18 protein-coding genes and 1 pseudogene are annotated in these 21438 nt (G+C 62.2%); 10 read left to right on the top strand and 9 right to left on the bottom strand.

Annotated elements, in window-relative coordinates:
• The first annotated feature begins 10 nt into the window (after positions 1-10).
• The 3 genes and pseudogenes from RlegSU303_RS24170 to RlegSU303_RS24180 all read left to right on the top strand — a co-directional run bounded on the left by RlegSU303_RS24170 (position 11) and on the right by RlegSU303_RS24180 (position 2359).
• Positions 11-556, top strand: a complete 546-nt coding sequence (locus RlegSU303_RS24170; RefSeq protein ID WP_094086900.1) for a YbhB/YbcL family Raf kinase inhibitor-like protein — start codon at positions 11-13, stop codon at positions 554-556.
• Positions 557-726: 170 nt separating this feature from the next.
• Positions 727-1608: an AraC family transcriptional regulator gene (locus tag RlegSU303_RS24175; RefSeq protein ID WP_131719498.1), complete on the top strand. Its 882-nt coding sequence runs from the start codon at positions 727-729 to the stop codon at positions 1606-1608.
• Positions 1609-1827: 219 nt separating this feature from the next.
• Positions 1828-2359, top strand: a pseudogene (locus tag RlegSU303_RS24180) (dihydrofolate reductase family protein).
• A 304-nt stretch (positions 2360-2663) separates the two neighbouring features.
• On the opposite strand, the gene RlegSU303_RS24185 reads toward RlegSU303_RS24180, so the two are convergent.
• Positions 2664-3311 (bottom strand): hydrolase, encoded by a 648-nt coding sequence (locus RlegSU303_RS24185; protein ID WP_020052510.1) that lies wholly within the window; start codon positions 3309-3311, stop codon positions 2664-2666.
• Positions 3312-3463: 152 nt separating this feature from the next.
• On the opposite strand from RlegSU303_RS24185, the gene RlegSU303_RS24190 reads away from it, so the two are divergent.
• Positions 3464-4357, top strand: a complete 894-nt coding sequence (locus RlegSU303_RS24190) for a LysR family transcriptional regulator (RefSeq protein WP_131719500.1) — start codon at positions 3464-3466, stop codon at positions 4355-4357.
• Between the two features lie 214 nt (positions 4358-4571).
• Here RlegSU303_RS24190 and RlegSU303_RS24195 read toward each other — a convergent pair whose 3' ends face one another.
• Positions 4572-5468 (bottom strand): LysR family transcriptional regulator, encoded by an 897-nt coding sequence (locus RlegSU303_RS24195; protein ID WP_017962896.1) that lies wholly within the window; start codon positions 5466-5468, stop codon positions 4572-4574.
• A gap of 227 nt (positions 5469-5695) precedes the next feature.
• On the opposite strand from RlegSU303_RS24195, the gene RlegSU303_RS24200 reads away from it, so the two are divergent.
• Entirely contained in the window at positions 5696-6430 is a 735-nt protein-coding gene (locus tag RlegSU303_RS24200; RefSeq protein WP_131621164.1) for an SDR family NAD(P)-dependent oxidoreductase, read from the top strand.
• Positions 6431-6520: 90 nt separating this feature from the next.
• Positions 6521-7147 carry an NADPH-dependent F420 reductase gene (locus RlegSU303_RS24205; RefSeq protein ID WP_410001219.1) on the top strand — a complete coding sequence of 209 codons (627 nt, stop codon included), beginning with the start codon at positions 6521-6523 and terminating at the stop codon, positions 7145-7147.
• A 339-nt stretch (positions 7148-7486) separates the two neighbouring features.
• On the opposite strand, the gene guaA is transcribed toward RlegSU303_RS24205, so the two are convergent.
• Entirely contained in the window at positions 7487-9049 is a 1563-nt protein-coding gene (gene guaA / locus RlegSU303_RS24210; RefSeq protein WP_131719501.1) for a glutamine-hydrolyzing GMP synthase, read from the bottom strand.
• 283 nt (positions 9050-9332) lie between these two features.
• Between guaA and RlegSU303_RS24215 the strand changes: the two genes are divergently transcribed.
• From RlegSU303_RS24215 to RlegSU303_RS24225, 3 genes are all read left to right on the top strand, one after another.
• On the top strand, positions 9333-10415 hold the full coding sequence (locus tag RlegSU303_RS24215; protein WP_131719502.1) for a substrate-binding domain-containing protein: 1083 nt from the start codon (positions 9333-9335) through the stop codon (positions 10413-10415).
• A 116-nt stretch (positions 10416-10531) separates the two neighbouring features.
• A complete protein-coding gene (locus tag RlegSU303_RS24220) occupies positions 10532-12787 on the top strand; it encodes an ABC transporter permease (RefSeq protein WP_131719503.1) in 2256 nt (751 codons plus the stop codon).
• On the top strand, positions 12780-13562 hold the full coding sequence (locus tag RlegSU303_RS24225; RefSeq protein WP_131719504.1) for an ATP-binding cassette domain-containing protein: 783 nt from the start codon (positions 12780-12782) through the stop codon (positions 13560-13562). The genes RlegSU303_RS24220 and RlegSU303_RS24225 overlap by 8 nt, the downstream gene beginning before the upstream one ends.
• Positions 13563-13823: 261 nt before the next feature.
• Here the strand turns inward: RlegSU303_RS24225 and RlegSU303_RS24230 are convergent, their stop codons facing one another.
• Together RlegSU303_RS24230 and RlegSU303_RS24235 are read right to left on the bottom strand one after the other, a co-directional pair.
• Positions 13824-14462: a 5'-methylthioadenosine/S-adenosylhomocysteine nucleosidase gene (locus RlegSU303_RS24230; RefSeq protein ID WP_018485266.1), complete on the bottom strand. Its 639-nt coding sequence runs from the start codon at positions 14460-14462 to the stop codon at positions 13824-13826.
• Positions 14459-14908, bottom strand: a complete 450-nt coding sequence (locus RlegSU303_RS24235; protein WP_003544704.1) for a PaaI family thioesterase — start codon at positions 14906-14908, stop codon at positions 14459-14461. The genes RlegSU303_RS24230 and RlegSU303_RS24235 overlap by 4 nt, the downstream gene beginning before the upstream one ends.
• 266 nt (positions 14909-15174) lie before the next feature.
• Here RlegSU303_RS24235 and RlegSU303_RS24240 point away from each other — a divergent pair, with 266 nt between their 5' ends.
• A complete protein-coding gene (locus RlegSU303_RS24240; RefSeq protein ID WP_131719505.1) occupies positions 15175-16251 on the top strand; it encodes a DUF2252 family protein in 1077 nt (358 codons plus the stop codon).
• A gap of 18 nt (positions 16252-16269) precedes the next feature.
• Here the strand turns inward: RlegSU303_RS24240 and RlegSU303_RS24245 are convergent, their stop codons facing one another.
• Genes RlegSU303_RS24245 through RlegSU303_RS24260 form a run of 4 tightly spaced genes read right to left on the bottom strand, consistent with a single transcriptional unit; the run spans position 16270 to position 21317 of the window.
• On the bottom strand, positions 16270-17349 hold the full coding sequence (locus RlegSU303_RS24245) for a DUF1513 domain-containing protein (protein WP_131719506.1): 1080 nt from the start codon (positions 17347-17349) through the stop codon (positions 16270-16272).
• A gap of 4 nt (positions 17350-17353) precedes the next feature.
• Positions 17354-18454: an imelysin family protein gene (locus RlegSU303_RS24250; protein WP_131719507.1), complete on the bottom strand. Its 1101-nt coding sequence runs from the start codon at positions 18452-18454 to the stop codon at positions 17354-17356.
• Positions 18454-19992 (bottom strand): di-heme oxidoreductase family protein, encoded by a 1539-nt coding sequence (locus RlegSU303_RS24255; RefSeq protein ID WP_168277794.1) that lies wholly within the window; start codon positions 19990-19992, stop codon positions 18454-18456. Before RlegSU303_RS24255 ends, RlegSU303_RS24250 begins: the two co-directional genes overlap by 1 nt.
• Positions 19993-20039: 47 nt before the next feature.
• A complete protein-coding gene (locus RlegSU303_RS24260; RefSeq protein ID WP_131719509.1) occupies positions 20040-21317 on the bottom strand; it encodes an imelysin family protein in 1278 nt (425 codons plus the stop codon).
• Positions 21318-21438 lie beyond the last annotated feature (121 nt).

The raw sequence follows: 21438 nt of genomic DNA on the forward strand, positions 1-21438 counted from the left end.
GGAAAACAGCATGCGTTTCATCACAGCAGTACTTCTCGCAGCGTCCGTCTTCGGCGCGACGGCCGCACAGGCCGAAATGAGGCTCAGCTCGAAGGATCTGGCCGCCGGCAAGTCCATGGCCGACGCGCAGGTCTTCAACAGCTTCGGCTGCGCCGGCAAGAACATCTCGCCGGAACTGACCTGGTCGGGTGCGCCTGAGGCGACCAAGAGCTTCGCCATCATGGCTTACGATCCGGATGCCCCCACAGGCTCGGGCTGGTGGCATTGGTCGGTCTTCAACATTCCCGCAAATGCCTCGGAGATCGCCACTGGCGCAAGCGGTGACAAAAAGCTTCCCGCAGGCGCCGTCGAAGGTCACACGGATTTTGGCATGTCCGGATATGGCGGCGCATGCCCGCCGGCCGGCGATCAGCCGCACCACTACCAGTTCACCGTCTACGCGCTCTCGGTGGACAAGCTCCCGCTTCCCGAGACCGCCCCGGCTGCCATGGTTGGCTTCTATGTCAGGGCCAATACGCTTGCCAAGGCCTCCGTCGAGGTCACCTACGGCCGCTGAAGCCGGCTTCGGATCCGCAGTCGTCATTTCCTCCATGACAACGGCCGGCCGAGGATCGCAAGATACTCGGATCGGTCGGCACGCCGGCTGATCCATGCCAAACCGCAAGTTCGGTCGAGCGCTGCGTTGCCTGAGGGATCTAGTTTGAGCTGCCACGGAGACCAAGACGAATGACCGCAGCGCTTCGGAACTATCATGAGCGGATGCAGCGAGTGCTGGACTATATCGACCGGCACCTCGATGCCGATCTCGATCTTGACGTTCTGAGCGGTGTCGCAGCCTTCTCGAAGTTTCATTTCCACCGGCAGTTCACGGCGACCTTCGGATTGTCAGTGCATCGCTATATCCAGCTTGCCCGCATGAAGCGCGCTTCATACCGGCTGGCCTACAGGGACGAAGAACGTGTCACCGATATAGCGATGGATGCCGGCTACGATGCGCCGGATGCCTTCGCCCGCGCCTTTCGGCAACGGTTCGGGCAATCGCCTTCGTCGTTTCGGAAGTCTCCCGACTGGGAGCCGTGGCTTGCCGCCTTCGGGCCTCTCGACAATGCAAGGAGCAAGCTCATGCAGAAGACTTTTACCACTGACGACGTGATAATTCGCAATGTGCCCACCACGCCGGTGGCGATCATGGAGCATCGGGGCGACCCGGCGACGCTCGGTGCCACCATCCAGCGGTTCATCGCCTGGCGCAAGGCCGCTGGCCTGCACCCCAGGACAAGTCCGACCTTCAACGTCTGGCGTTCCGAGCGGCGTCCTCAGTCGCCTGCCGATTACAGCGTGGATCTTTGTGTCGGAACCGACCAACCGATCGGGGCGAACGGCGAGGAGATCAAGGCCGGCGAGATCCCTGGTGGACGCTGCGCGGTGCTGCGTGTCGTCGGCAACACCGACAATCTGGAGCCCGCCGCGCTCTACCTTTATCGCGATTGGCTTCCGGCCAGCGGCGAGGAAGCACGCGACTTCCCGATCTATTGCCAGCGGCTGAGCTTCTTCCCGGAAGTGGCGGAGCATGAGGCGATGGCGGAGCTGTTTCTGCCGCTGAAATAGCGCCCTCTGATGATGGCTTGTCCATTCGGATCGCTGGAAGCGGACAGGCCGTTGTCCAGCCAGGCTGCCTTGACAGGCAGATTAGTCGGCAGCCTAAGCGTGGGCGTTCATGCTGCTCCAAAAAACAAATTGCGATTTAAAACCAGTTGAGTTAACTCGCAACCGATTGCATAATGCAATCAGACCTGCGGATATGCCGTTTAAGGAAAGGAAGTGAGGATGGCTAAGCTCGTATTCGGAATGAACCAGTCCCTGGACGGCTACGTCGATCATATGGCGTTTGCGCCAAGCCCCACGCTCTTCCGCCACTTCATCGAAGAGGCTCAGCGGCAGGCGGGCAGTGTGTACGGTCGCCAGATGTATGAGGTCATGCGTTACTGGGACGACGAACATCCTGAATGGGATGCAGAACGACAGGCTTTCGCGGCGGCGTGGCGCAGCCAGCCGAAATGGGTCGTCTCGCGCTCGTTGAAGTCGGTTGGTCCCAACGCCAGGCTTGTCGGGGAAGACCTTGAGGCCGCGATCCGCGCGCTGAAGGCGGAGCGCGACGGAGAGATCGAAGTTGCCGGCCCCAATTTGGCGCAAAGCCTCACCGAACTTGGCCTGATCGATGAGTATCGCATCTACCTGCACCCCGTCGTGCTCGGTCACGGCAAGCCATATTTCGCCGGACCCCGGCCGCCGCTCCGCCTGACGGCTCATGACCGGATTGGCGAGGATGTGATCAGGTTTGATTTACGTTCCGGCTTGATCTCGGGACTCGCCAGATGAAAGTCGCCACGAAAGTCTTGGTCTTGGGTTGGGGCCAAAGCGACGGAAACAGCCAGCTTTGGTGCCGTCGACGGAGGTGACGGCGCGCAGCCTACGAATTCATAGGGGCGCCCGTCGCAAAGGTGATGCGCGCGATAGCGGACGGGCGCCTGATCCGGGTGCAGATCAGCCTGCGTTGCTAGAACAGGATGATTTTAGGCCAGATCGGCCTAAAATCTGAATCCTGTTCTAAATTAAAAAGTTAGAGCATGATGTCGTCCGAAAACCGCTGACACTTTTCGGCATCATGCTCTAGGCACAGGCGTGTTGAGCAGCTGCTGCTCCCAGAGGTACGCGATGCCGCTACCGGCGGCATGCTGCTTGAGTACCTCAGTCAACTCTGCCGCGTGCTCGGTCCGGGCCCAGTCGCGCTGCCATTCGGACGCCAGCGCCAGCCAGGTCATCATGTTCGCGCCAGCCGCGATCATGCGCTGGATGGCGACCTCGTGGGCCTCGACCGAAGTGCCGCCCGACGCGTCGGTGATAACGGTCACATCCCAGCCTTCGCCGAGCGCCTGGATCACCGGCATCGCGACGCATACCTCGGTCCACAGGCCGGCGATGATCAGCTGCTTGCGGCCGGTCGCCTTGACCGCGTCCACGACCTTCCTGTCTTCCCAGGTGTTGATGAACGTTCGGTCGATCACCTCTTGGCCCGGGAAGACATCGGTGATTTGCGGGAAGATCAGACCGCCCCGATCGGCGATCACGCTCGTCAGGATGGTGGGAACACCGAAAGCCCTCGCGGCCTTCGCCAGGGCCGTCGAATTGTTGACCACCGCCTGCGGATCGTGGCTGTTCAGGTTCGTGAGTTGGTAAGGCTGGTGGTCGATCAGAACGAGTACCGAATCTTCGGGACGAAGAAGCGAAGCAAGGCCATTACGAAAGGTCATTATTACTTCCTTTGCTGCCGCCCATGAGCGGCATTGGTTTGCGGGAGACATGCGCCAGGGGCGACGTTGCCTGGAAGCAGTATTGCCGTTCCTATTCGAGATGCGGTAGCACCCTTTTATGGCAAGCTGTGTCGCGAAAAGGGGAACGCCAAATGAACATCGAAGAACTGCAGACCTTCGTGGAAGTGGCTGATGCCGGGGGAGTTTCGCCGGCGGCGCTCCGGCTTGGCGTCTCCAAGTCAATCGTCAGTCGGCGGCTCTTCCGGCTTGAAGCGGAACTTGGTGTCCAGCTTCTTGCACGGACCACCCGGGGCGCCGCTCTCACGGAAGCTGGGGCCACGTTCCGAGATTATGCAGCGAGAGTCTGCGCCGAGATCGACGTGGCCAAGGAAACGATCCTACCCGCCGGTGACCTTCGCGGCCGCTTGCGAGTTGCCGTGCCGCTTTCCTTCGGCCAGACTCACTTCGCTCCCATCCTCGCGGAAATGGCGCGCCGCCACCCCCAACTCCACATCCACACATGCTACAGTGATCGCTTCGTCGATCTCATCACAGAGGGTTATGATTGTGCGATCCGGGTTGGCTATCTTCAGGACTCCAACTTGATCGCAAGACGCGTCGGACCAATCTATGGGAAGTTCGTCGCGAGCCCGGACTACATCAAGGTGCATGGATCTCCCGAGACGCCGGAGGAACTCGTCGCTCACGAGGCCCTCATGCAGGGCACCGAAGCCTGGCAACTCATGGATGGCGACAAGATCATAACGGTTCGTCCGCAGGGGCGCTTTAAGGCCGACAACGGCACTGCGCTCGTCGCCGCCGCGGCAGCAGGACTTGGGATCGCTTACCTGCCCGATTGCCTTACCCATGAATTTATAGCCTCCGGCGCGCTTGTGCCGGTCATGACGCATTATCCACCACCCCCGGCAGGTGCATATGTCATCCGCCCGCCAGGTCAGCACCCCGCACGGAAGATACGGGTCCTCACCGAATTGCTGATTGAGTATTGCGAACCGGCTCCGCCCTTTGCAGGTGTCGGTCGCTAGAGCATGATGCCGAAAAGTGTGAGCGGTTTTCGGACGACATCATGCTCTACTTCTTTGATTTAGATCAGGATGATTTTAGGCCGATCGGGCCTAAATCATCCTGATCTAAAGCGCAAACGGCGCAACATTCGCGGATTGAACGACGTCGCTTCAAGCAATCGCAGCTCGGCTTCCGACCGGATGACGGCAAGCGTCGCCGGCGACCTGCCGAGCGTCAGTCGCGCGATATGGACAGCCCGGCGAGAAGCGGAGCGTAAGCGGAGAGCCTGCCGGATACGAACTCCGTGAAGAGCCGGACGCGCTTCGTCTTGCGTGTCTCCCCCTGCGTGAGAAGCCAGAGCGTTCCATGCATGTGCAGGTCGGTGCCCGGCACCCTCACCAGCAGGGGGTCGGCATCCCCGACGAAGCACGGCAGCGTCGTCATCCCGAGCCCTTGCCGTACCGCTACGATCTGCGCCTCGCCGTCCGTGGTCCTGAACGGAACCCCTGTAGTGCGAACCTCGCCCTCGGTGGCCCAATCCGGAATTCCATGCATGCTGATGACGATCCACCGGATGGGATCCGGCGCGCCCGCGCGCCACGCGGCCAGTCGATCGCGAGACATGTAGACGCCGCCGAACAGCTCCGGTCCCTTCAGGCCGTGAAGATTGAGCGGCAGGGTTTTGCGGTCGTAAACGACGCGGATCGCCACGTCGGCCTCTCGGTTGGTCAGATTTGCCAGCTCGCCGGACGACACGATTTCCATCTCGATATCAGGATGCAGACGCGCGAAATCGGCGAAATCCGGCATCAGCAGGTGTGTCGCGAGGGGCGGAGCCAACGTCACCCGCAGAAGCCCGCGCACGCTCTGGTCGCGCCCGAAGACGCGCGTCTCCAGCTGGTGCGACGACGCTTCCATCTGGTCCGCGAGCTCGAGGACCTCGTCGCCCGCAGCCGTCAGGCGGTAGCCCGAAGGCAGCTTTTCGAACATCTGCGCCCCGAGGCGTTCCTCGAGCTGAGCGATGCGTCGCAGCACCGTCGCGTGGTTCACCCCGAGGCGCTTGGCGGCAGCCCGCAATGAGCCTCCGCGCGCGGCGGCAAGAAAGTAGCGAACGTCGTCCCAGTCGATCATGGTGCATTCCCGCGCCGCACGGCGCGGCTTCCGAAGCCCGTTCTAGCACACTGAGCCGCGCTGTGCGCGAGTGTTGCGGCACTTAATCATCTGGATGGATAGTTTTTGCACCAGCGATGTGCGTAATTGCGGACTCACCGCCCGACTTCGGCGAACCCATATCGGGGCTCTCGGGGGACCTCCCCTACAGCCGAAAACGTGTGACGGCGAAACGAAGGATGCATGACATGAACAGACTGAATGGAAAGACCGCCGTGATCACCGGCGGCGCTACGGGCATCGGCCGCGCCGCAGCCAAGCGCTTCATCGACGAGGGCGCCTTCGTCTTCATCTTCGGCCGCCGGCAGGAGGCGCTTGACGCCGCTGTGGCGGACCTCGGGCCCAATGCTCGGGCGGTGAAGGGCTCGGTCTCGGATGAGGCCGACCTTGATCGCCTGTACGACGCGGTGAAGGCAGAGCGCGGAACGCTCGACATCGTCTTTGCCAATGCCGGGGCGGGAAGCCCGCTTCCGCTCGGCCAGATCACCGCCGAGCACATCGATGAGACCTTCGACACCAATGTCAAGGGTACGATCTTCACGGTCCAGAAGGCGCTGCCGCTGATGGGTCAGGGCGGTTCGATCATCCTGACCGGATCGAGCGCCGGCACCACGGGCGCACCGGGATTTACGGCCTACAGCGCAAGCAAGGCGGCAGTACGCAACCTCGCGCGGACGTGGGCTGAGGACCTGAAAGGCACCGGCATCCGGGTAAACGTGCTGTCGCCCGGAGCGACGGCGACCGAACTTGCGAAGGAGGCGCTCGGCGAGGAAGGCCAGAAGGCCTACGGGGCGATGACGCCGCTTCAGCGCATGGCCGACCCTTCGGAGATTGGGGCGGCAGCTGCCTTTCTCGCGTCGTCGGACAGCAGCTTCATGACCGCCAGCGAGGTCGCGGTTGACGGCGGCCTTGCGCAACTGTGACGCGCTGCACCCGGCCAGGTGCTCCGTTCTCTTATTCGGAGCTCTGTGGGGCTCGGCAGATAACCCAGCGCCGTTGAAGGCGGGGAATCAATATCAACACAATATCGGAGAAGCACTATGAGCTACGCAATTGTAGGATTCGGCAAGATAGGCCAGGCCCTCGCCCACGCCTTCGCCCGTAAAAACATCGAGGTGACCGTCGCGAGCCGCCGGCCGCCCGAGGCGTTGGCGGCGCAGGCTCGGGCGATTGGCCCCACGGTCGTCGCCAAGTCGCTGCGGGATGCACTCGAGGCCGACACGATCATCCTTGCGGTTCCGTTCGGCGAGCATCGCGAGGTTGCGAAGGCCATGCCGAGCTGGGAAGGCAAGACAGTCATCGACGCGACGAACGCATTTCCCGTCCCTGAAGAGCTGGACGGCCTCCCGTCCTCCGCCTTCGTCGCGAAATCGTTCACCGGCGCCAAGTTCGTGAAAGGGTTCAATCACCTGATTGCTGCCACCCTGGCTACCGATCCGATCGTCGAGGGCGGCCACCGGGTCGTCTTTCTGTCGAGCGACGACGAGGACGCGATCGCTCCCGTGGCGGACTTGGCCCAACAACTCGGCTTCGCACCCGTCAAGCTGGGAAGGCTCAACGAGGGTGGCGCGCTGGTGCACGCACGCGGCCGCACTTGGGGCCAGCTCATCTTCCAGGATTTGTTCAAGAAGGAGCAGTAATCGATCTACGGCCGTGTGATCAACGCCGAGAACTGGTCGCGCGCGCTAGAGCAATTCCAGGAAAAGTGCGAAGCGGTTCTCCGTCCGGAATTGCGTGAAAACAAAACGTTAGAGCGGTTCTGCGCTTCTGTGAAAAGCTGAACCGCTCTAACGTCTTCGAGCAGCGCGCGACCGAACATTTGAAGGTCACAAAGTCGCGAAGGTTGGGGTGGGCCACGGCGGATGGGAGCCGTTCGAAGAGCGCGGAGACGCCCGACAGGGGTCGCATAGAATCTATCGGCTGCTATCGATGATCTAGGACTCGCTCGAGTGTCCTCTGCTGTCCGATACTACTCCCCGTCACTCCCACTCGATCGTGCCCGGCGGCTTCGAGGTAACATCGTAGACCACGCGGTTGATGCCGCGCACCTCGTTGATGATGCGGGTCGCGGCGCGGCCGAGGAATTCCATGTCGTAGTGGTAGAAATCGGCCGTCATGCCGTCAACGGAGGTGACGGCGCGCAGCGCGCAGACGAATTCGTAGGTGCGGCCATCACCCATGACACCGACGGTCTGGACGGGCAGCAGCACGGCGAAGGCCTGCCAGATGGCGTCGTAGAGGCCGGCCTTGCGGATTTCGTCGAGATAGATCGCATCGGCTTCGCGCAGGATCTCCAGCTTTTCGCGGGTGATGCCGCCGGGGCAGCGGATCGCAAGGCCGGGGCCGGGGAAGGGGTGGCGGCCGATGAAGCTGTCGGGCAGGCCGAGCTCGCGGCCAAGCGCGCGCACCTCGTCCTTGAAGAGCTCGCGCAGCGGCTCGACGAGCTGCATCTTCATGCGCTCCGGCAGGCCGCCGACATTGTGGTGCGATTTGATCGTCACCGACGGGCCGCCGGTGAAGGAAACGCTCTCGATCACGTCGGGATAGAGCGTGCCCTGGCCGAGGAAGTCGGCGCCGCCGAGCTTTTTTGCCTCTTCCTCGAACGTCTCGATGAACAGCCTGCCGATGATCTTGCGCTTGGTTTCCGGGTCGCTGACGCCCTCGAGTTCGCCGATGAAGCGATCGGCAGCATCGACGTGCAGCAGGTGCAGATTGTAGTGCTCGCGGAACATGGCGACGACGCCGGCGGCCTCATCCTTGCGCATCAGCCCGTGGTCGACGAGGATGCAGGTCAGCTGGTCGCCGACGGCCTCGTGGATCAAGAGGGCTGCGACGGAGCTGTCGACACCGCCCGAAAGGGCGCAGATGACGCGCTTGTCGCCCACCTGCGCACGGATCTGCTCGACCGCCTTCTGGCGGTAGGCCGACATCGACCAGTCGCCCTTGATGCCGGCAATGTTGTGAATGAAATTGCCGATCAGCTTGGCGCCGTCGGGCGTATGCACGACCTCGGGGTGGAACTGCACGCCGTAATATTTGCGGTTCTCGTCGGCAATGAAGGCATAGGGCGCGTTGGAGGAGGTGGCGACCACCTCGAAACCGTCCGGCAGCGCGGTGACGCGGTCGCCATGGCTCATCCAGACCTGATGGCGCGAGCCGGAGGACCAGAGGCCCTCGAACAGCTGGCAGTCCCTGTCGACATCGAGGAAGGCGCGGCCGAATTCGCGGTGATGGCCGCTCTCGACCTTGCCGCCGAGCTGCATGCACATCGTCTGCTGGCCGTAGCAGATGCCGAACACCGGCAGGCCGCTGTCGAAGATGATCTGGGGCGCTCGCGGCGATCCCTCGTCCACCGTGGAAGCCGGGCTGCCGGACAGGATCACGGCCTTCGGCTGCAGGCGGTTGAAGCCCTCTTCGGCCGATTGGAAGGGAACGATCTCGCAATAGACGCCGGCCTCGCGCACGCGTCGTGCGATGAGCTGGGTCACCTGGCTGCCGAAATCGACGATGAGAACGGAGTCGGGATGTGCTGTATGGGTCATGGCGAGGCTTTAATGAAAAGCGCCTCGCCTTGCAATCCGGGAAATCGGCGGCACCAGGTTTTTATTGTTCCGATTGTCCCAACCCCACCAACCTGTCACCTGCCATTCAAAAACGGTTATCGGACGCTTCCAACGCGAAAAATTCACAAGTACGATGGGTTTGCGGTTTACTTGAACCAGAATTGCGCGGAATATTAGAGAATGGGAGGATAAGCCTTCGGCCCACTCTCGATACATTGCGCTGGAACGGCTTTCCTCCCTTGGTTTCAAGGGAGGACCAATCATGAGGCGGGTATTGTTCTACGCGGCATCGGCCGCGATACTGTCGCTCGGTGTCTCGCATGCATTTGCGCAGTCGGGCGGCGTCGAGAAAGCGGTTGGCGGCTATAACTTCGAGGAAGCGGCAAAAGAGGCCCCCGGCACCAAGGATTTCCATTCGGCTGACGGTCATCTGACCTTCGCGATCGTGACGCACACGGCAGGCAATGGTTTCTTTGACCCTGTCTATGTCGGCGCGACCGTCGCCGGCAATATGATCGGTGCCAAGATATTGCTGCTCGGTTCGGAATCGCCGGTGGACGACCCCGCCCGCGAGATCGAGATCCTGAACCAGATCGTTCAGGACCCGACGATCGACGGCATCATCATGACGACGCCGCAGGTCGGCGCCTATAACGACATCGTCAAGGCTGCCGAGGCGGCTGGCATCCCGATCGCGACGACCAACTCGTTCGACGGCACCATTCTGCACCGGAGCGCGATCAGCCACACCGGCCAGGATGCGTCGGCGGCGGCAATCGGGGGCGAGGCGCTTGCAAATTGCGTGCTTGCCAGCGGCGCGACCAGCGGTTCGATCGTGCTGCCGTCCTCCACCGCGATGGGCAATATCGAGGTGAACAACCGTGTCACCGCCGCCTTCAATGCCATCGTCAAGACGCTGAAGGACGCCGGCAAGCTCGATGCCTTCAAGGTTGACGCCGGTCCGGAGAATGTCGGCATCGACACGAACCCGAACGACCCCGTCAACGCACTTGTTTCTCTCTTCGAGTCCCGCGGCGACGTGGTCGGCGCCTTCACAGCCAACAACGTCTTTACGCCGCCGCTCGTCAAGGCGGTTGCCCAGATGGGGCGGACAGGCAAGTTGTGCGCTTATGGTTTCGATCTCGGCCCGGCGCAGCAGGAAGGCATCGCAGCGGGGAACCTGACCGGCTCGCTCGGCCAGCAGCCCTTCCTGCAGGGCTTCTGGCCCGTCATGCAGCTTTATCTGCAGATCGATCGCGGTATCGCGGCTGCCAATCTCGACACGCGTGCCCAGCTTGTGACGAAGGAAACGGTCGCCAACGTCGGCAAGCGCTTCGAGAACTGACTGCCGTTCGAAACGTCTGAAATCAAGGCGGGAGGGTGCGAGCCATCCCGCCACGCGAAGGCAAGGATCGGTCGGTAGAAACTCATTCGGTAGAAATTCATTTTCGGTAGAAACTGATGGAGCCCGCCACGACGACATCGCTCGGCCGTGCGCCGCCCCAGCTCGTCGGCGGCTGGGAGGCGGGGCTCCTCATGTTCCTTGCGCTGCTCTATTTCGGCGGGGCAATCGTCAATCCGGCCTTTTTCGGATCGACGGAGGCCCTTCACGCGCTTCTGCGCGATACGTCCCGTGTGGGCATCATCGCGGTCGGGATGACTTTCGTCATCGTCAACAGGGATCTCGATCTTTCGGTCGGTTCGACCTACGGCCTGATCGCGGTGGTCTTCGCCAGGCTTTTTGCCCCGAGCTTTCTCGATTTCGGCGTGATCCAGTCGGCGATCCTCTGCGTGCTGCTGGGCACGGCGATCGGCCTGATCAACGGCGTGCTCGTCACCGTCCTGAAAGTGCCGGCCTTCATCGCGACGCTGACGATCCTCTTCATCGGCCGCGGTTTCGTGCTGGCGCTGACGCATGGCCAGGCAATCTATTACTCCGACAAGGCGAAAGACCATCCGCTGTTCTTCCACCTGGGCGAGACGAATATCCTCGGCTTCAACAACCAGATCGCGATCTTCTTCTTCATCGCCATCGTTGGGGCCTATGTGCTTGCCAAGACCCGCTGGGGCTATGAGACTTTCGCCACCGGCGGAAACGAGCAGGCGGCGGCCTATGCCGGCATTCGCACACGCTGGGTGCGCATTCGCGCCTATCTGCTCTCCTCGCTTTGCGCAACCCTGGCGGCTCTCCTGTCGGCCGCGCAGGACAAAGGCGTGACCCCTCTCTATGGTGTCAGCTGGGAACTCACCGTTATCGCATCTGTCGTCATCGGCGGAGCATCGATCCTTGGCGGGCGCGGTCGCGTCATCGGGTCTTGCCTAGGTGCTGCGGTCGTCGTCCTGATCGACAAGGTGCTGCGCGAGGGATGGCCGATCACGCGCATCGTCGTGATCGACGGTGAAAGCATCGTAGTCGGCGCCAAGTTCACCCTGCCCGCAGGCGCCGTGCTGGTTTTCCTGGGCCTCCTTCTCGTCATCGCCGTGCTTATCGAGCCCTTCCTCATTCGGCGCCAGGTCGCGGCCCGGCTATGGGCATGGCTGCGCGGCCGGCCACCCCCGCCGGCCTACGAGATGGGCGGCATGGCGATCGAAGGTGTGCAGACCAAGGGGGCGATGGCGGCCGACATGGCGCTGTCTGCCACCGGGCTCGGCAAGTTTCTTGCCCGCCGCGACGCACTGGCCATCATCCTGACCGTCGTGTTGTGGCTGACGGGCCTCGTGCTCAGGCCGGACTACTGGTGGAACCTGCCCAACACCTTTGCCATCCTGCTCAATTACACGGAATTGGCCCTCATCACCGTCGGGCTCACCTATGTCATCGCAGCCGGCGATATCGATCTCTCCGTCGGCGCGGTGCTTGCCCTTGCCGGCAGCACCGCGGCCTATTTCCTGAAGGTGCTCGGCGCCGATCCGCTCACCGCCGTGACGATGGGCCTGTTTGCGGGGATGATCGCCGGAGCCGTCAACGCCATGGTCGTCGTCGGCTTCAAATTGCCTGCCTTCATCGCCACGCTCGGCATGTTCTACATTGCCCGGGGCCTCGCCGCCTGGCTCGTCGCAGGGCAACAGCTGACCGGCTGGTCCGAGGGTTACAACCTGCTCGGACGCAAGGTGAACGACGTCCTCCTTCATTTCGGCCTTTCGCTACCGTCGGGGATCATTCGCACGGTGGCCGAGGTCGTCAGCATCCAGACGATCTGGATGTTTTTCATCGCCGTGATCGCCGGCATCGTGCTCGCCTATACACCGTTCGGGCTGAAGGTCTGCGCCGCCGGCGGCAACGTCCGCGCCGCTGCCTATGCCGGCATCAACACCAACCGCGTGCGCTTCATCTCGCTCATGCTGTCGGCGCTCTGCGCGAGCATGGCGGGGATCATCAACGTCGCTTACTTTCGCAGCTTCAACCCCGTTGCCGGCCAGTTTCGCGAGCTCGACGCCATCGCCTCCGTGATCATAGGCGGCGGATCGATCTTCGGTGGCTACGGCACCATGATCGGCGCGCTTGCGGGAGCGGCCTCGATCACGCTCGTCCGGGCACTCCTGCAACTCAACGTGCAGGGGTTCAGCATGCCGCAGCACTGGATCAATGTCTTTATCGGCATCATCCTGATCGTGGCGGTGCTGATCGACATATGGGTGCGCCAGACCAACATTTTCGGACGCCTGCGAACCCGCCTCGCAAGGCGCGCGCCAACACGGGACAGTAGTCATGGCTGACGCGACACCATCCGAGCCGATCGTGAAAATGCGGAGCATCGAAAAAGCCTTTGGAGCCGTGCAGGCGCTTCGCAAGGTCGATCTCACGCTTTATCCCGGTGAGATTCTCGGCCTGGTCGGCGACAACTCCGCCGGCAAATCGACGTTGATGAAGATCCTGACCGGTGCTTATCAGCGCGATGCGGGTGATATCCTCGTTGCCGGACAACCGGTGCGGTTCAAGAGCCCGCATGAGAGCCGCGACGTCGGCATCGAGATGATCTACCAGGATTTCGCGCTCTGCGGCAACATGGATGTCGGCCAGAACATCTTCCTTGGCCGCTGGCCGCTCAAAGGCCCTTTCGTTAACAGGCGGAAGATGTATGCGGAAGCCGACAGCGTGCTGAAACGGCTCAAGGTCGACGTGAACTCCGTCTATCAGAAGGTCGAAAGCCTGTCGGGCGGCCGCCAGCAATCCGTCGCAATCGCCCGCGCAATCTCGTTCGAGCCGCGCGTCGTGATCCTCGACGAGCCGACCGCCAACCTTTCCGTGATGGCGACGGAACGGCTGCTCGAAACCATGCTGGAACTGAAGAAGCAGGGCGTCGCCCAGATCATCATCTCACACCGCCTTATCGATATTTTTGCCGTGGGCGATCGCGTCATGGTCCTCAAGCGCGGCGAATATGTCGGCGATCGCTACGTCAGGAATACCGACGAGCATGAAGTGCTGGAGATCATCGTTTCAGGCACGCGCGAGAATGCGCTGACAGCCGATGAGGCAAGATCCATTTGAACAGCCATTGTGAATCAGAAGCGAAGGTTGACCCCGGTCTGGTGAAACGCATCATGTTGATTGTCAATCGTAATTCGACGCGCAGGTGGGGTCACGACCGGCGCCGATGGAGCATCATGTCAGCCCGGAAACGCTCGCGGCCCTGAAGAGGTTCACAGTGCAAAGACGTTCCTGAGCAAGCGCCGGTCAGAAACCCCGGCACTCGGCTTTGCTATCTCCCGCCACCTACACCACCTGCCGGGACATGATCCATTCAAAGGCTCAGAACCAGAAAACCCCGTCCTCCAGCGCCGTGAATAGGCTGTCGACGCCGTAAGATAGCTTGCGGTCGACGATGTGCAGATATTCGGTCCAGCCGGAGATATGCTGCAGCTCGACGGCGCCGTCGGAAATGCCGCGAAGGCCGATCAGCGGCAGTTTGTAGCCCTGGCAGGCCCGCAGCACCGCATAGGTCTCCATGTCGACCATGTCGGCGTCGATATTGGTATAGGCGGCGCCCGAGATGATATTGCCGCCGGTGGAAAGGCTTGCTTCGGCAATGCCGGGAATGCGCAGCGGCAGCTCGAGCGTTGCCGGCAGGTCGAGAAAGGGTGTCTTGCCCTTTTCGAAGCCGAGCGGCGAGGCGTCCATGTCGCGGTAGGAAACCGAGGTCACCTGATAGATTTCGGTCTGCTCCAGTTTCGCCGAGCCGGCCGAGCCGAGGGAGACGACGAGATCGGGCAGGTCGTCGACGGCATCCAGCCGCGCCAATGTCTTGCTCAGCGCGATGGCTGCCTCGACCGGGCCGACGCCGGTCATCAGAGGTTCGATGCGCGAACGCAGGAAGGGACCATATTCGGCCTCCGCCGCCATGACGAAAAGGATGGATTTCCCCGCGACCGATTTCAGTTCGAACTTCATCCCGTAATGCCCTCTCTACCGCGGATCACCATCATCGTTCCGGTCATGGAGGCGATCAGTTTCGCCGGCCCGTCGCTGATCGCGTAGCCTCGTCCGTCCGCGACGATGATGGTGGAGCCGGGTTTGGTGATTTCCCCGCGAAACAGGAAACGATCGCCACGCCCCGGCGACATGAGATTGACCTTGAACTCGATCGTCAGAATCGAGGCTTCCGGGTCGATGACGCTATAGGCGGCAAAGCCGCATGCCGAATCGAGCGCTGCGGAAATGATGCCCGCATGCAGGATTCCGTGCTGCTGTGTCAGTTTGACGTCGAAGGGTAGCTCGATCTCGACGACGCCGTGCTCGACGCGCGTCAGCTCCGCGCCGATCGTTTCCATCGCCGCCTGGCGCGCAAAATTGCGGCGGATTCGCGCGCGGAAATCGCCCCTGTCAGTCTCGCTCATGTCTGCCCCTCTTGCAGCCGCGAAAGTGGCATGGCGCGCCGCATTCGACAAGCTGGACATTGCTGAAATCGGTCCGGGCGCTGATGGAAACCCGGGACCGTGTCGCCGAGGCAACCCTTCACCTTTCCGTCGCCGTGCAAGCCGGCACAGCTGGCTGGTACCGCTGGCCAGTACCGCTCGATATGGCGATTCGATGCGAAGACGATTGCAGCTTCGCGCGGTGCGCGTATTCTCCGCATCGGGTCGCGAAATGATGGAGCGCCAGCATGACGACGATATCGCAATCGGTGCGGAATTTCGAGACCTGGCTGGCAGGTGAACTCGGCGACGATCTCGTCAAGGACGATCTCCGGGAGAAGCACGAGAAGATGCGGAGCGACGATTTCGTCTTCCTGCGCGCCACCTATTGGCGCTGGTGCGAGATCATCCGCGATATCTGCCCGGAACTGACGGGCGCGCCTGAGGTACTGGCGATCGGCGACACGCATCTGGAGAATTTCGGCACCTGGCGCGATATCGAGGGCCGGCTCGTCTGGGGCGTCAATGATTTCGACGACGCGGCGGTGATGCCCTATGCGCTGGATCTCGTTCGCCTTGCGGCAAGCGCTGTCCTCGCCCGCGGCGGCGACGGTCCCTCGGTTCGCATGATCGGCGAATTGATCTTGAGCGGTTATCGCAGAGGCCTTGAAAATCCGCTGCCCGTCATCCTCGAGCGCGACCACAAATGGCTGCGCAAGGCGCTGCTGCTGCCGAATTCCGAACGCCGGGAATTCTGGGAGAAATACGAAATGCTGCAGCCCGGCAAGAAGCCGGCACCACCAGCCTATGTCAAGGCGCTCGCAGACGCGCTGCCGTTGGGGTCAGGATCCTTCGTGGCGAAGCCACGCAGCGGCGGCACCGGCAGCCTCGGCCGGCCGCGTTTCGTCGCCTATGCCGAATGGCAGGGTGGGCCGGTGCTGCGCGAGGCAAAGGCGCTGGTGCCGTCCGCCTGGTCGCTTCGCCACAACCCGCGGGATGTGGCGATCCATGCAAGCGAGATCGCCAATGGGCGGGCGCGCTCAGTCGATCCTCACTATCGGGTCTCCGGCCGCATCCTCGTGCGCCGGCTCTCGCCGAACAGCTGCAAGATCGAAATCGACCGGCATCCCGAGATCCTGCTTTCGCCGACGATGCTAGAACTGATGGGCTTTGAGATCGCCAATTGTCATTCCGACGATGCGGCTGCGGTTGCGGCGATCCTGAAGGATTTGGCGGCGCGGGGAAACGAATGGCTGCACGAGGCGGCAAGAGCCGCGGCATCGAGCGTCGGCGCCGAGCAGAAAGCCTATGCGCGTTCCGGTTAAAGCCCTGCCTTCCCTGATTTAGATCCGCACGATGTGCTGATCCCAGGCGACGTCGCTGCGGGTCGACAGGAAATCGCCGTCATAGGAGGAGACGGCAAAGCCGCTTCTAGCCGGCGCGATGCCCGCCGCATCCGGTACGGAAGTCTCGGCCAGCATCTTGCCCGTCCTAGCGTCGATGGTCACCGAGGCGCCGCCTTTCGGCGAGGTGATGCCGACGAGACCTTCACTGCGATTGACGGCGATCGCCCCGACGTAATTGGCGAGCCTGCGCATTGTCTCCTCCGGCAGGTCGATAAAGGTAAGATCCTCGCCCTTGGCGAAATGGCCGACAAGCGGCGGCAAATCCTTGCGGTGGCCTTCATACTGGCAGGCGAACCAGATGCGGCCCGCGCCATCGAGATCGACATGGCGGGTGGAGAGTTCTGCCCATTCCGCCGGCAGCACATGTTTTTCGACCAGCGCACCGGTTGCCGCATCGATCAGCGCCAGCGACGGCTGCATCTCTCCGAGATTGAGCTTGGTACGGCCGAAATCCGGATGCGTCTCGATGCCGCCATTGGCGACGATCAGCAGGCGTCCGTCGTCGGAAACGGTCATGTCGTGCGGACCGATGCCGTAGGTTTCGAATTCGCCGATGCGGTTGAAGCGGTTCGTGGCGTCGTAGAGGCCGATCATGCCGCGATTACCGTCGAAGTCGTTCTCGCTGGCATAGAGCAAACGGCCGTCAGGAGAGAAGGCGCCGTGGCCGTAGAAATGCCGGTCCTCCCTGGAGCTGATGACGATCGGCTCGCTTTTGTTCCAGGGATCGAAGATCATCGCATAGGTGCCGGGCCGGCGCGCGAAGGCGACCGTCTTGCCGGTACTGGCGCTGAAGGCCATGCCGTGGGCGCGGGCGGGAAGCGCCACCTGATCGACGATCTCGCCGCGCTCGGTCACGGTCGCAATGGCAAAGGAGCCGTCGGCTGCCCGAATGCCCGAGGCATAGACCGCATCGGTCCGCTCGAGTGCCATCAGCGACCTCGGCGCCAAAGAAGCAAGGAAGCCAAGGCCGGCGGCCTTGACGAAACTGCGTCGGTCGATTGCGGCACTTCGCATCATCGTCTCAGTCTCCGTCCGAAAAGGAAAAGCCGGCCGAAAGGCCGATCGCCGCGCCATATTCGTCGCTGATCCTGGTAATCAGGTCGCGGCTGTCGGCAAGCAGCGCATCGAGCTTGGCCTTCTCCGCATCGCTGACGGCGACGTCGATGTCGGGATTGAGCTTCGGCACGCTGTCGAGCAGCGATTTGAAGTCCTGGTCGATCGAGGCAGCGATCGGCTGCTTGTCCGGCGGCAGGAGCTCGGCCATGCCGGCCTTCTGCCAGAGCGTGCGCAGGCCCTCCAGATTGGCGGCCATTGATTTCCAGGTGTTCTTGGAGCGCCAGTAGATCGCCATGCGCGGCCGTGGCGCGGTGTCCTTGCCCTTGTAGAATTGCTCCAGCCGCTGGTCGCGGACATTCTCCGCCCCACGGACGAGAATGCCGAGCAGCGCCGTCACCGCTTCCTTGTTGTCCATGAAATCGTTGCTCTGCGGGCCCGGATGTTTCCAGCTCGCCTGCACGCCGTCGGGTTTTTCCCAGGCGGCGACGACTTCGCCGGCCTCACGCTGGATATTGCCGGCGACCGCCTGGCCGTAAAGGCAGCGGAAACTGCCTTTCTGCCCGACGAGATCATCGGAGCCATTGCCGTAAAGGACGTATTCCAGCGCCGTCAGGCCTTGCAACGCAACGCTCTTGCCGGCGATCGCATCAACGGTCGCGTCGTTCGGATCGGCCTTGGCGATCAGCGCCTGCACCTGCTTGAGGCCGACGCCCTTGCGGTCGGGATAAAACAGGATGTGCTCGAAGAGATTGTCCTGGATGACAGGCCCGGTCTGGACGATCTCGATGATCGACCAATAGCGGATCGTGTCGTCGAAGGTGGACTTCGCTTTGTCGAGCGTCTGCTGCGTGCCGTCGGCGCAAAGATCCTTCATCGCCGTGGTCAGCCGGGCGGCGGATTGCTGCATGTTGCGATAGCCGGGACGGATCACCTCGTCGACGGCGCGCTGCATGACGGCGGGAACGGCATCCTCGTTCAGCCCTGCCGGGGGAGCAACAGTCTGGGCGGCCGCGGATGTGGCGAGGCCGATCAGAGTAAGGCAGAGCAGGGGGTGCCAAAGGCGCATCAAAGTGACTCCAGGAATGTAATCAGGGCCGCCCTGTCGTCTTTCGGCAGGGAGGAGAACGCGTTGCGGGCCTTTTCAGCTTCGCCGCCGTGCCAGAGGATCGCTTCGGTGAGGCTCCGCGCACGGCCGTCATGCAGGAAAAAGCTGTGTCCGCTGACAGTCCGGGTCAGTCCTATACCCCATAGCGGCGGCGTGCGCCATTCACGTCCGCTTGCAAGGCCGACCTGCTGCCCGTCGGCAAGCCCGTCGCCCATGTCGTGCAGAAGAAAGTCGGAATAGGGCCAGATCAGCTGGAAGGACTGCGCCTTGTCCGGCGTATCCCGCCGGGTGACGAATTTAGGCACGTGACAGGAAATGCAGCCGCTTTCGTAAAAAATCCGCTTGCCCTGCAGCGTCTCGGGGAAACTCGCCTTGCGCCGTGCCGGAACGGCAAGATTTCCGGAATAGAAGGTGACGAGGTCGAGAATGGGACCCGGCGCTTCTTCTGCGCCCAGCCGTTTCTGCACGCCGGTCGGCATATCACGGCATTTTTCTTCCGCCTTGGTGCAATCGCCCTGCGCATCCGGGTGATCGGGCGTCGAGATACCGATATCGTTGGCGAAGGCATCCGCACTCTGGTCGCGCACCGTGGCGTTCTGCGCCTTCCAGCCGAAGCGGCCGAGCGCGATCTTGCCGCTGCGATGGTCGCGCACAACCGCAGCCTTCCCCGAAATGCCGTCGCCGTCGGCATCGTCAGGATCGGCATGGGCAAGGATATCGGCCTCGGGAATGGCCTCGATCAGTCCGAGGCTGATCATCGCCGAGGCGACACGCGGCGAAATCGTCGTCGCGGGATCGAGCGGCCCATAGCCAAGGTTCGTCACCGCATAACTCGGCCGGCGCAGCGATACGGTCTCGCCGTCGCCAAGCGTCACCCTCTCGTCGCGGTAGCTGATCGCCATCTTCCCTTCGGCGGCAAGCCCGGGAACGGCGAGGTCCTGCAGCTGATGGCCGTAGACTGGATCGGGAAAATTGACGACATCGGCACGCGCGACCGCCGTTTCTTCCTCCGGCGTCGTGGCGGCGCGCGAAAGCCTCAGGAACATCGAGGTGGCGCTCGGACCTCCCTCCGGCGGTTTGCCGCGGCCGTCATTGACATGGCAGCTCATGCAGGAGCGGGCGTTGAACAGCGGCCCAAGACCATCGGAAGCCTGTGTCGAGGAAGGAGCGGACACCCAGAGCTTGCGGAAGAGCGCATTGCCGAGCTTGAAATTCTGCTCTTCCTCGAAGGGGATATTGGCCGAAATATGCGAGAAGCTGTCTTCGGTGACGGGATCGATCGAGGTTGTCGCACCCGCCTGCATGGCTTCGTATTGTTCGGCCTTGGAAAAATCCGCTGTCGGCCGCGTCACATCGGCGACGCGTTTCAGATCGGCCTCGGAGAGGTCGGTGCGTTTGCTCGGCAGATCGAAACCGGCGGCGATGCTGACGGAAAAACCGGCAAGCGTTGCGCAGAGCGTTGCGCTGGCAAAAAATCGGCGGGCCGGGGCATGCGACATTTCAGGGTCCGGGCCGCACCGGCTTTCGAAGCGGCCCGCCTTTTTGCTTATTGGAAGACGGCGTTAGGATTATCCAAGCTGTCGGAACCTTCAAGCTGAACCGTGCCGAGATCGAGTGTGGCAATAACGCGCTGCACCGATTTCGTCTGGTCGATCAGCCCGTCGATGGCGGCCTGGACGACGGCGTTGCCTTCCTTGTTGCCTTCGCCGATCATCTGGTCGTACTTCTCGACCGTCTCGCCGCGCTTTGACATGGCATTCATCGCATCGAGCGTCTTGTTGAGCTTGCCTTCAACTTCGGCATCGAGCGCCTTGTCCTTAGCGGCCACCAGATCGTGCAGCGACGGGCCGCTGAGCTTGGTGCCGTCGACGCGGGTATAGTTGCCGGTATAGGCGGCAGCGATGCCGATCGCGTCGTTGAGATGCGAGTTGTAGGTATTGTCCGAGAAGCAATCATGCTCTTCCTCGGGATCGTGCAGCAGCAGGCCGAGCTTCATGCGCTCGCCGGCAAGCTCGCCGTAGGAAAGCGAACCCATGCCCGTCAGGATCGCGACGAGGCCGGCCTTCGGATCGGCTTCGACGTTCTTCGTCGCAGCACCGTCCGGCTTCCAGTTATCGGTCATTTCCTGCAGGTCGGAAACGAGCAGGGTGGAGGCGGACTTCAGATATTCGGCGCGGCGGTCGCAATTGCCGTGCGTGCAATTCTTGAGGTCGTAATCCGTTGCCGGACGGTCGCCGGCGCCAGGCCCCGTGCCGTTCAGATCCTGACCCCAGAGCAGGAATTCGATGGCATGATAGCCGGTCGCGACATTGGCTTCGATGCCGCCGGCCTCGGCCAGCGAGCCGGAGAGGAATTCCGGCGTCAGCTTGGAAGCGTCGACATCCTTGCCGTCGATCTTGATCGTCTTGTTGGCGATGACATTTGCCACATAGAGAGAATTTTCGTCGCTCTCGGTGCCGTAGGAAGCGTCGACATAGTCGATCAGGCCTTCATCGAGCGGCCAGGCGTTGACCCTGCCTTCCCAGTCGTCGACAATCGGATTGCCGAAGCGATAGACTTCCGTCTGCTGGTAGGGGACGCGCGCCTTGATCCAGGCGTCCCTGGCCGCCTTGAGCGTCGCGTCGGTCGGCGCCTTCAGGAAGGCGTCGATCGCAGCATCGAGCGCCTTGGCCGTCGTCAGCGAGTCCTCGTATTTCGCATGCGCCACATCGGCATAGTGTTTCACCACGCTAGCAGCGTCGGTCTCGGCATGCGCGGGAAGGGCGAGCAGGGCTGCGGGGGCGATCGCCAGCACGGCTGCGCGGAATTTGCGGTTGAGCTTCATGATCCTCTCCTCTGACGGGATTTTCCGTCTAATCGGGCTTCGTCTCTTCGCGCAAAAGCAAACTGGTGTCAAATTCTCTAGTTTGGAATGATTTTAAGAATAGACAGGCGCGGCTAACCGG

The organism is Rhizobium sp. SU303 (assembly GCF_021052345.1).
In the GTDB taxonomy this organism is placed as follows: Bacteria; Pseudomonadota; Alphaproteobacteria; order Rhizobiales; family Rhizobiaceae; genus Rhizobium; species Rhizobium laguerreae.

What these genes read in the sequence shown, in the direction of transcription:
- RlegSU303_RS24240 (WP_131719505.1), top strand. Translation starts at nt 15,175, where the DNA reads ATGACGACGATATCGCAATCGGTGCGGAATTTCGAGACCTGGCTGGCA.
- RlegSU303_RS24170 (WP_094086900.1), top strand. Translation starts at nt 11, where the DNA reads ATGCGTTTCATCACAGCAGTACTTCTCGCAGCGTCCGTCTTCGGCGCG.
- RlegSU303_RS24230 (WP_018485266.1), bottom strand. Translation starts at nt 14,462, where the DNA reads ATGAAGTTCGAACTGAAATCGGTCGCGGGGAAATCCATCCTTTTCGTC.
- RlegSU303_RS24250 (WP_131719507.1), bottom strand. Translation starts at nt 18,454, where the DNA reads ATGCGCCTTTGGCACCCCCTGCTCTGCCTTACTCTGATCGGCCTCGCC.
- RlegSU303_RS24215 (WP_131719502.1), top strand. Translation starts at nt 9,333, where the DNA reads ATGAGGCGGGTATTGTTCTACGCGGCATCGGCCGCGATACTGTCGCTC.
- RlegSU303_RS24185 (WP_020052510.1), bottom strand. Translation starts at nt 3,311, where the DNA reads ATGACCTTTCGTAATGGCCTTGCTTCGCTTCTTCGTCCCGAAGATTCG.
- RlegSU303_RS24245 (WP_131719506.1), bottom strand. Translation starts at nt 17,349, where the DNA reads ATGATGCGAAGTGCCGCAATCGACCGACGCAGTTTCGTCAAGGCCGCC.
- guaA (WP_131719501.1), bottom strand. Translation starts at nt 9,049, where the DNA reads ATGACCCATACAGCACATCCCGACTCCGTTCTCATCGTCGATTTCGGC.
- RlegSU303_RS24225 (WP_131719504.1), top strand. Translation starts at nt 12,780, where the DNA reads ATGGCTGACGCGACACCATCCGAGCCGATCGTGAAAATGCGGAGCATC.
- RlegSU303_RS24235 (WP_003544704.1), bottom strand. Translation starts at nt 14,908, where the DNA reads ATGAGCGAGACTGACAGGGGCGATTTCCGCGCGCGAATCCGCCGCAAT.
- RlegSU303_RS24220 (WP_131719503.1), top strand. Translation starts at nt 10,532, where the DNA reads ATGGAGCCCGCCACGACGACATCGCTCGGCCGTGCGCCGCCCCAGCTC.
- RlegSU303_RS24195 (WP_017962896.1), bottom strand. Translation starts at nt 5,468, where the DNA reads ATGATCGACTGGGACGACGTTCGCTACTTTCTTGCCGCCGCGCGCGGA.
- RlegSU303_RS24190 (WP_131719500.1), top strand. Translation starts at nt 3,464, where the DNA reads ATGAACATCGAAGAACTGCAGACCTTCGTGGAAGTGGCTGATGCCGGG.
- RlegSU303_RS24260 (WP_131719509.1), bottom strand. Translation starts at nt 21,317, where the DNA reads ATGAAGCTCAACCGCAAATTCCGCGCAGCCGTGCTGGCGATCGCCCCC.
- RlegSU303_RS24175 (WP_131719498.1), top strand. Translation starts at nt 727, where the DNA reads ATGACCGCAGCGCTTCGGAACTATCATGAGCGGATGCAGCGAGTGCTG.
- RlegSU303_RS24255 (WP_168277794.1), bottom strand. Translation starts at nt 19,992, where the DNA reads ATGTCGCATGCCCCGGCCCGCCGATTTTTTGCCAGCGCAACGCTCTGC.
- RlegSU303_RS24200 (WP_131621164.1), top strand. Translation starts at nt 5,696, where the DNA reads ATGAACAGACTGAATGGAAAGACCGCCGTGATCACCGGCGGCGCTACG.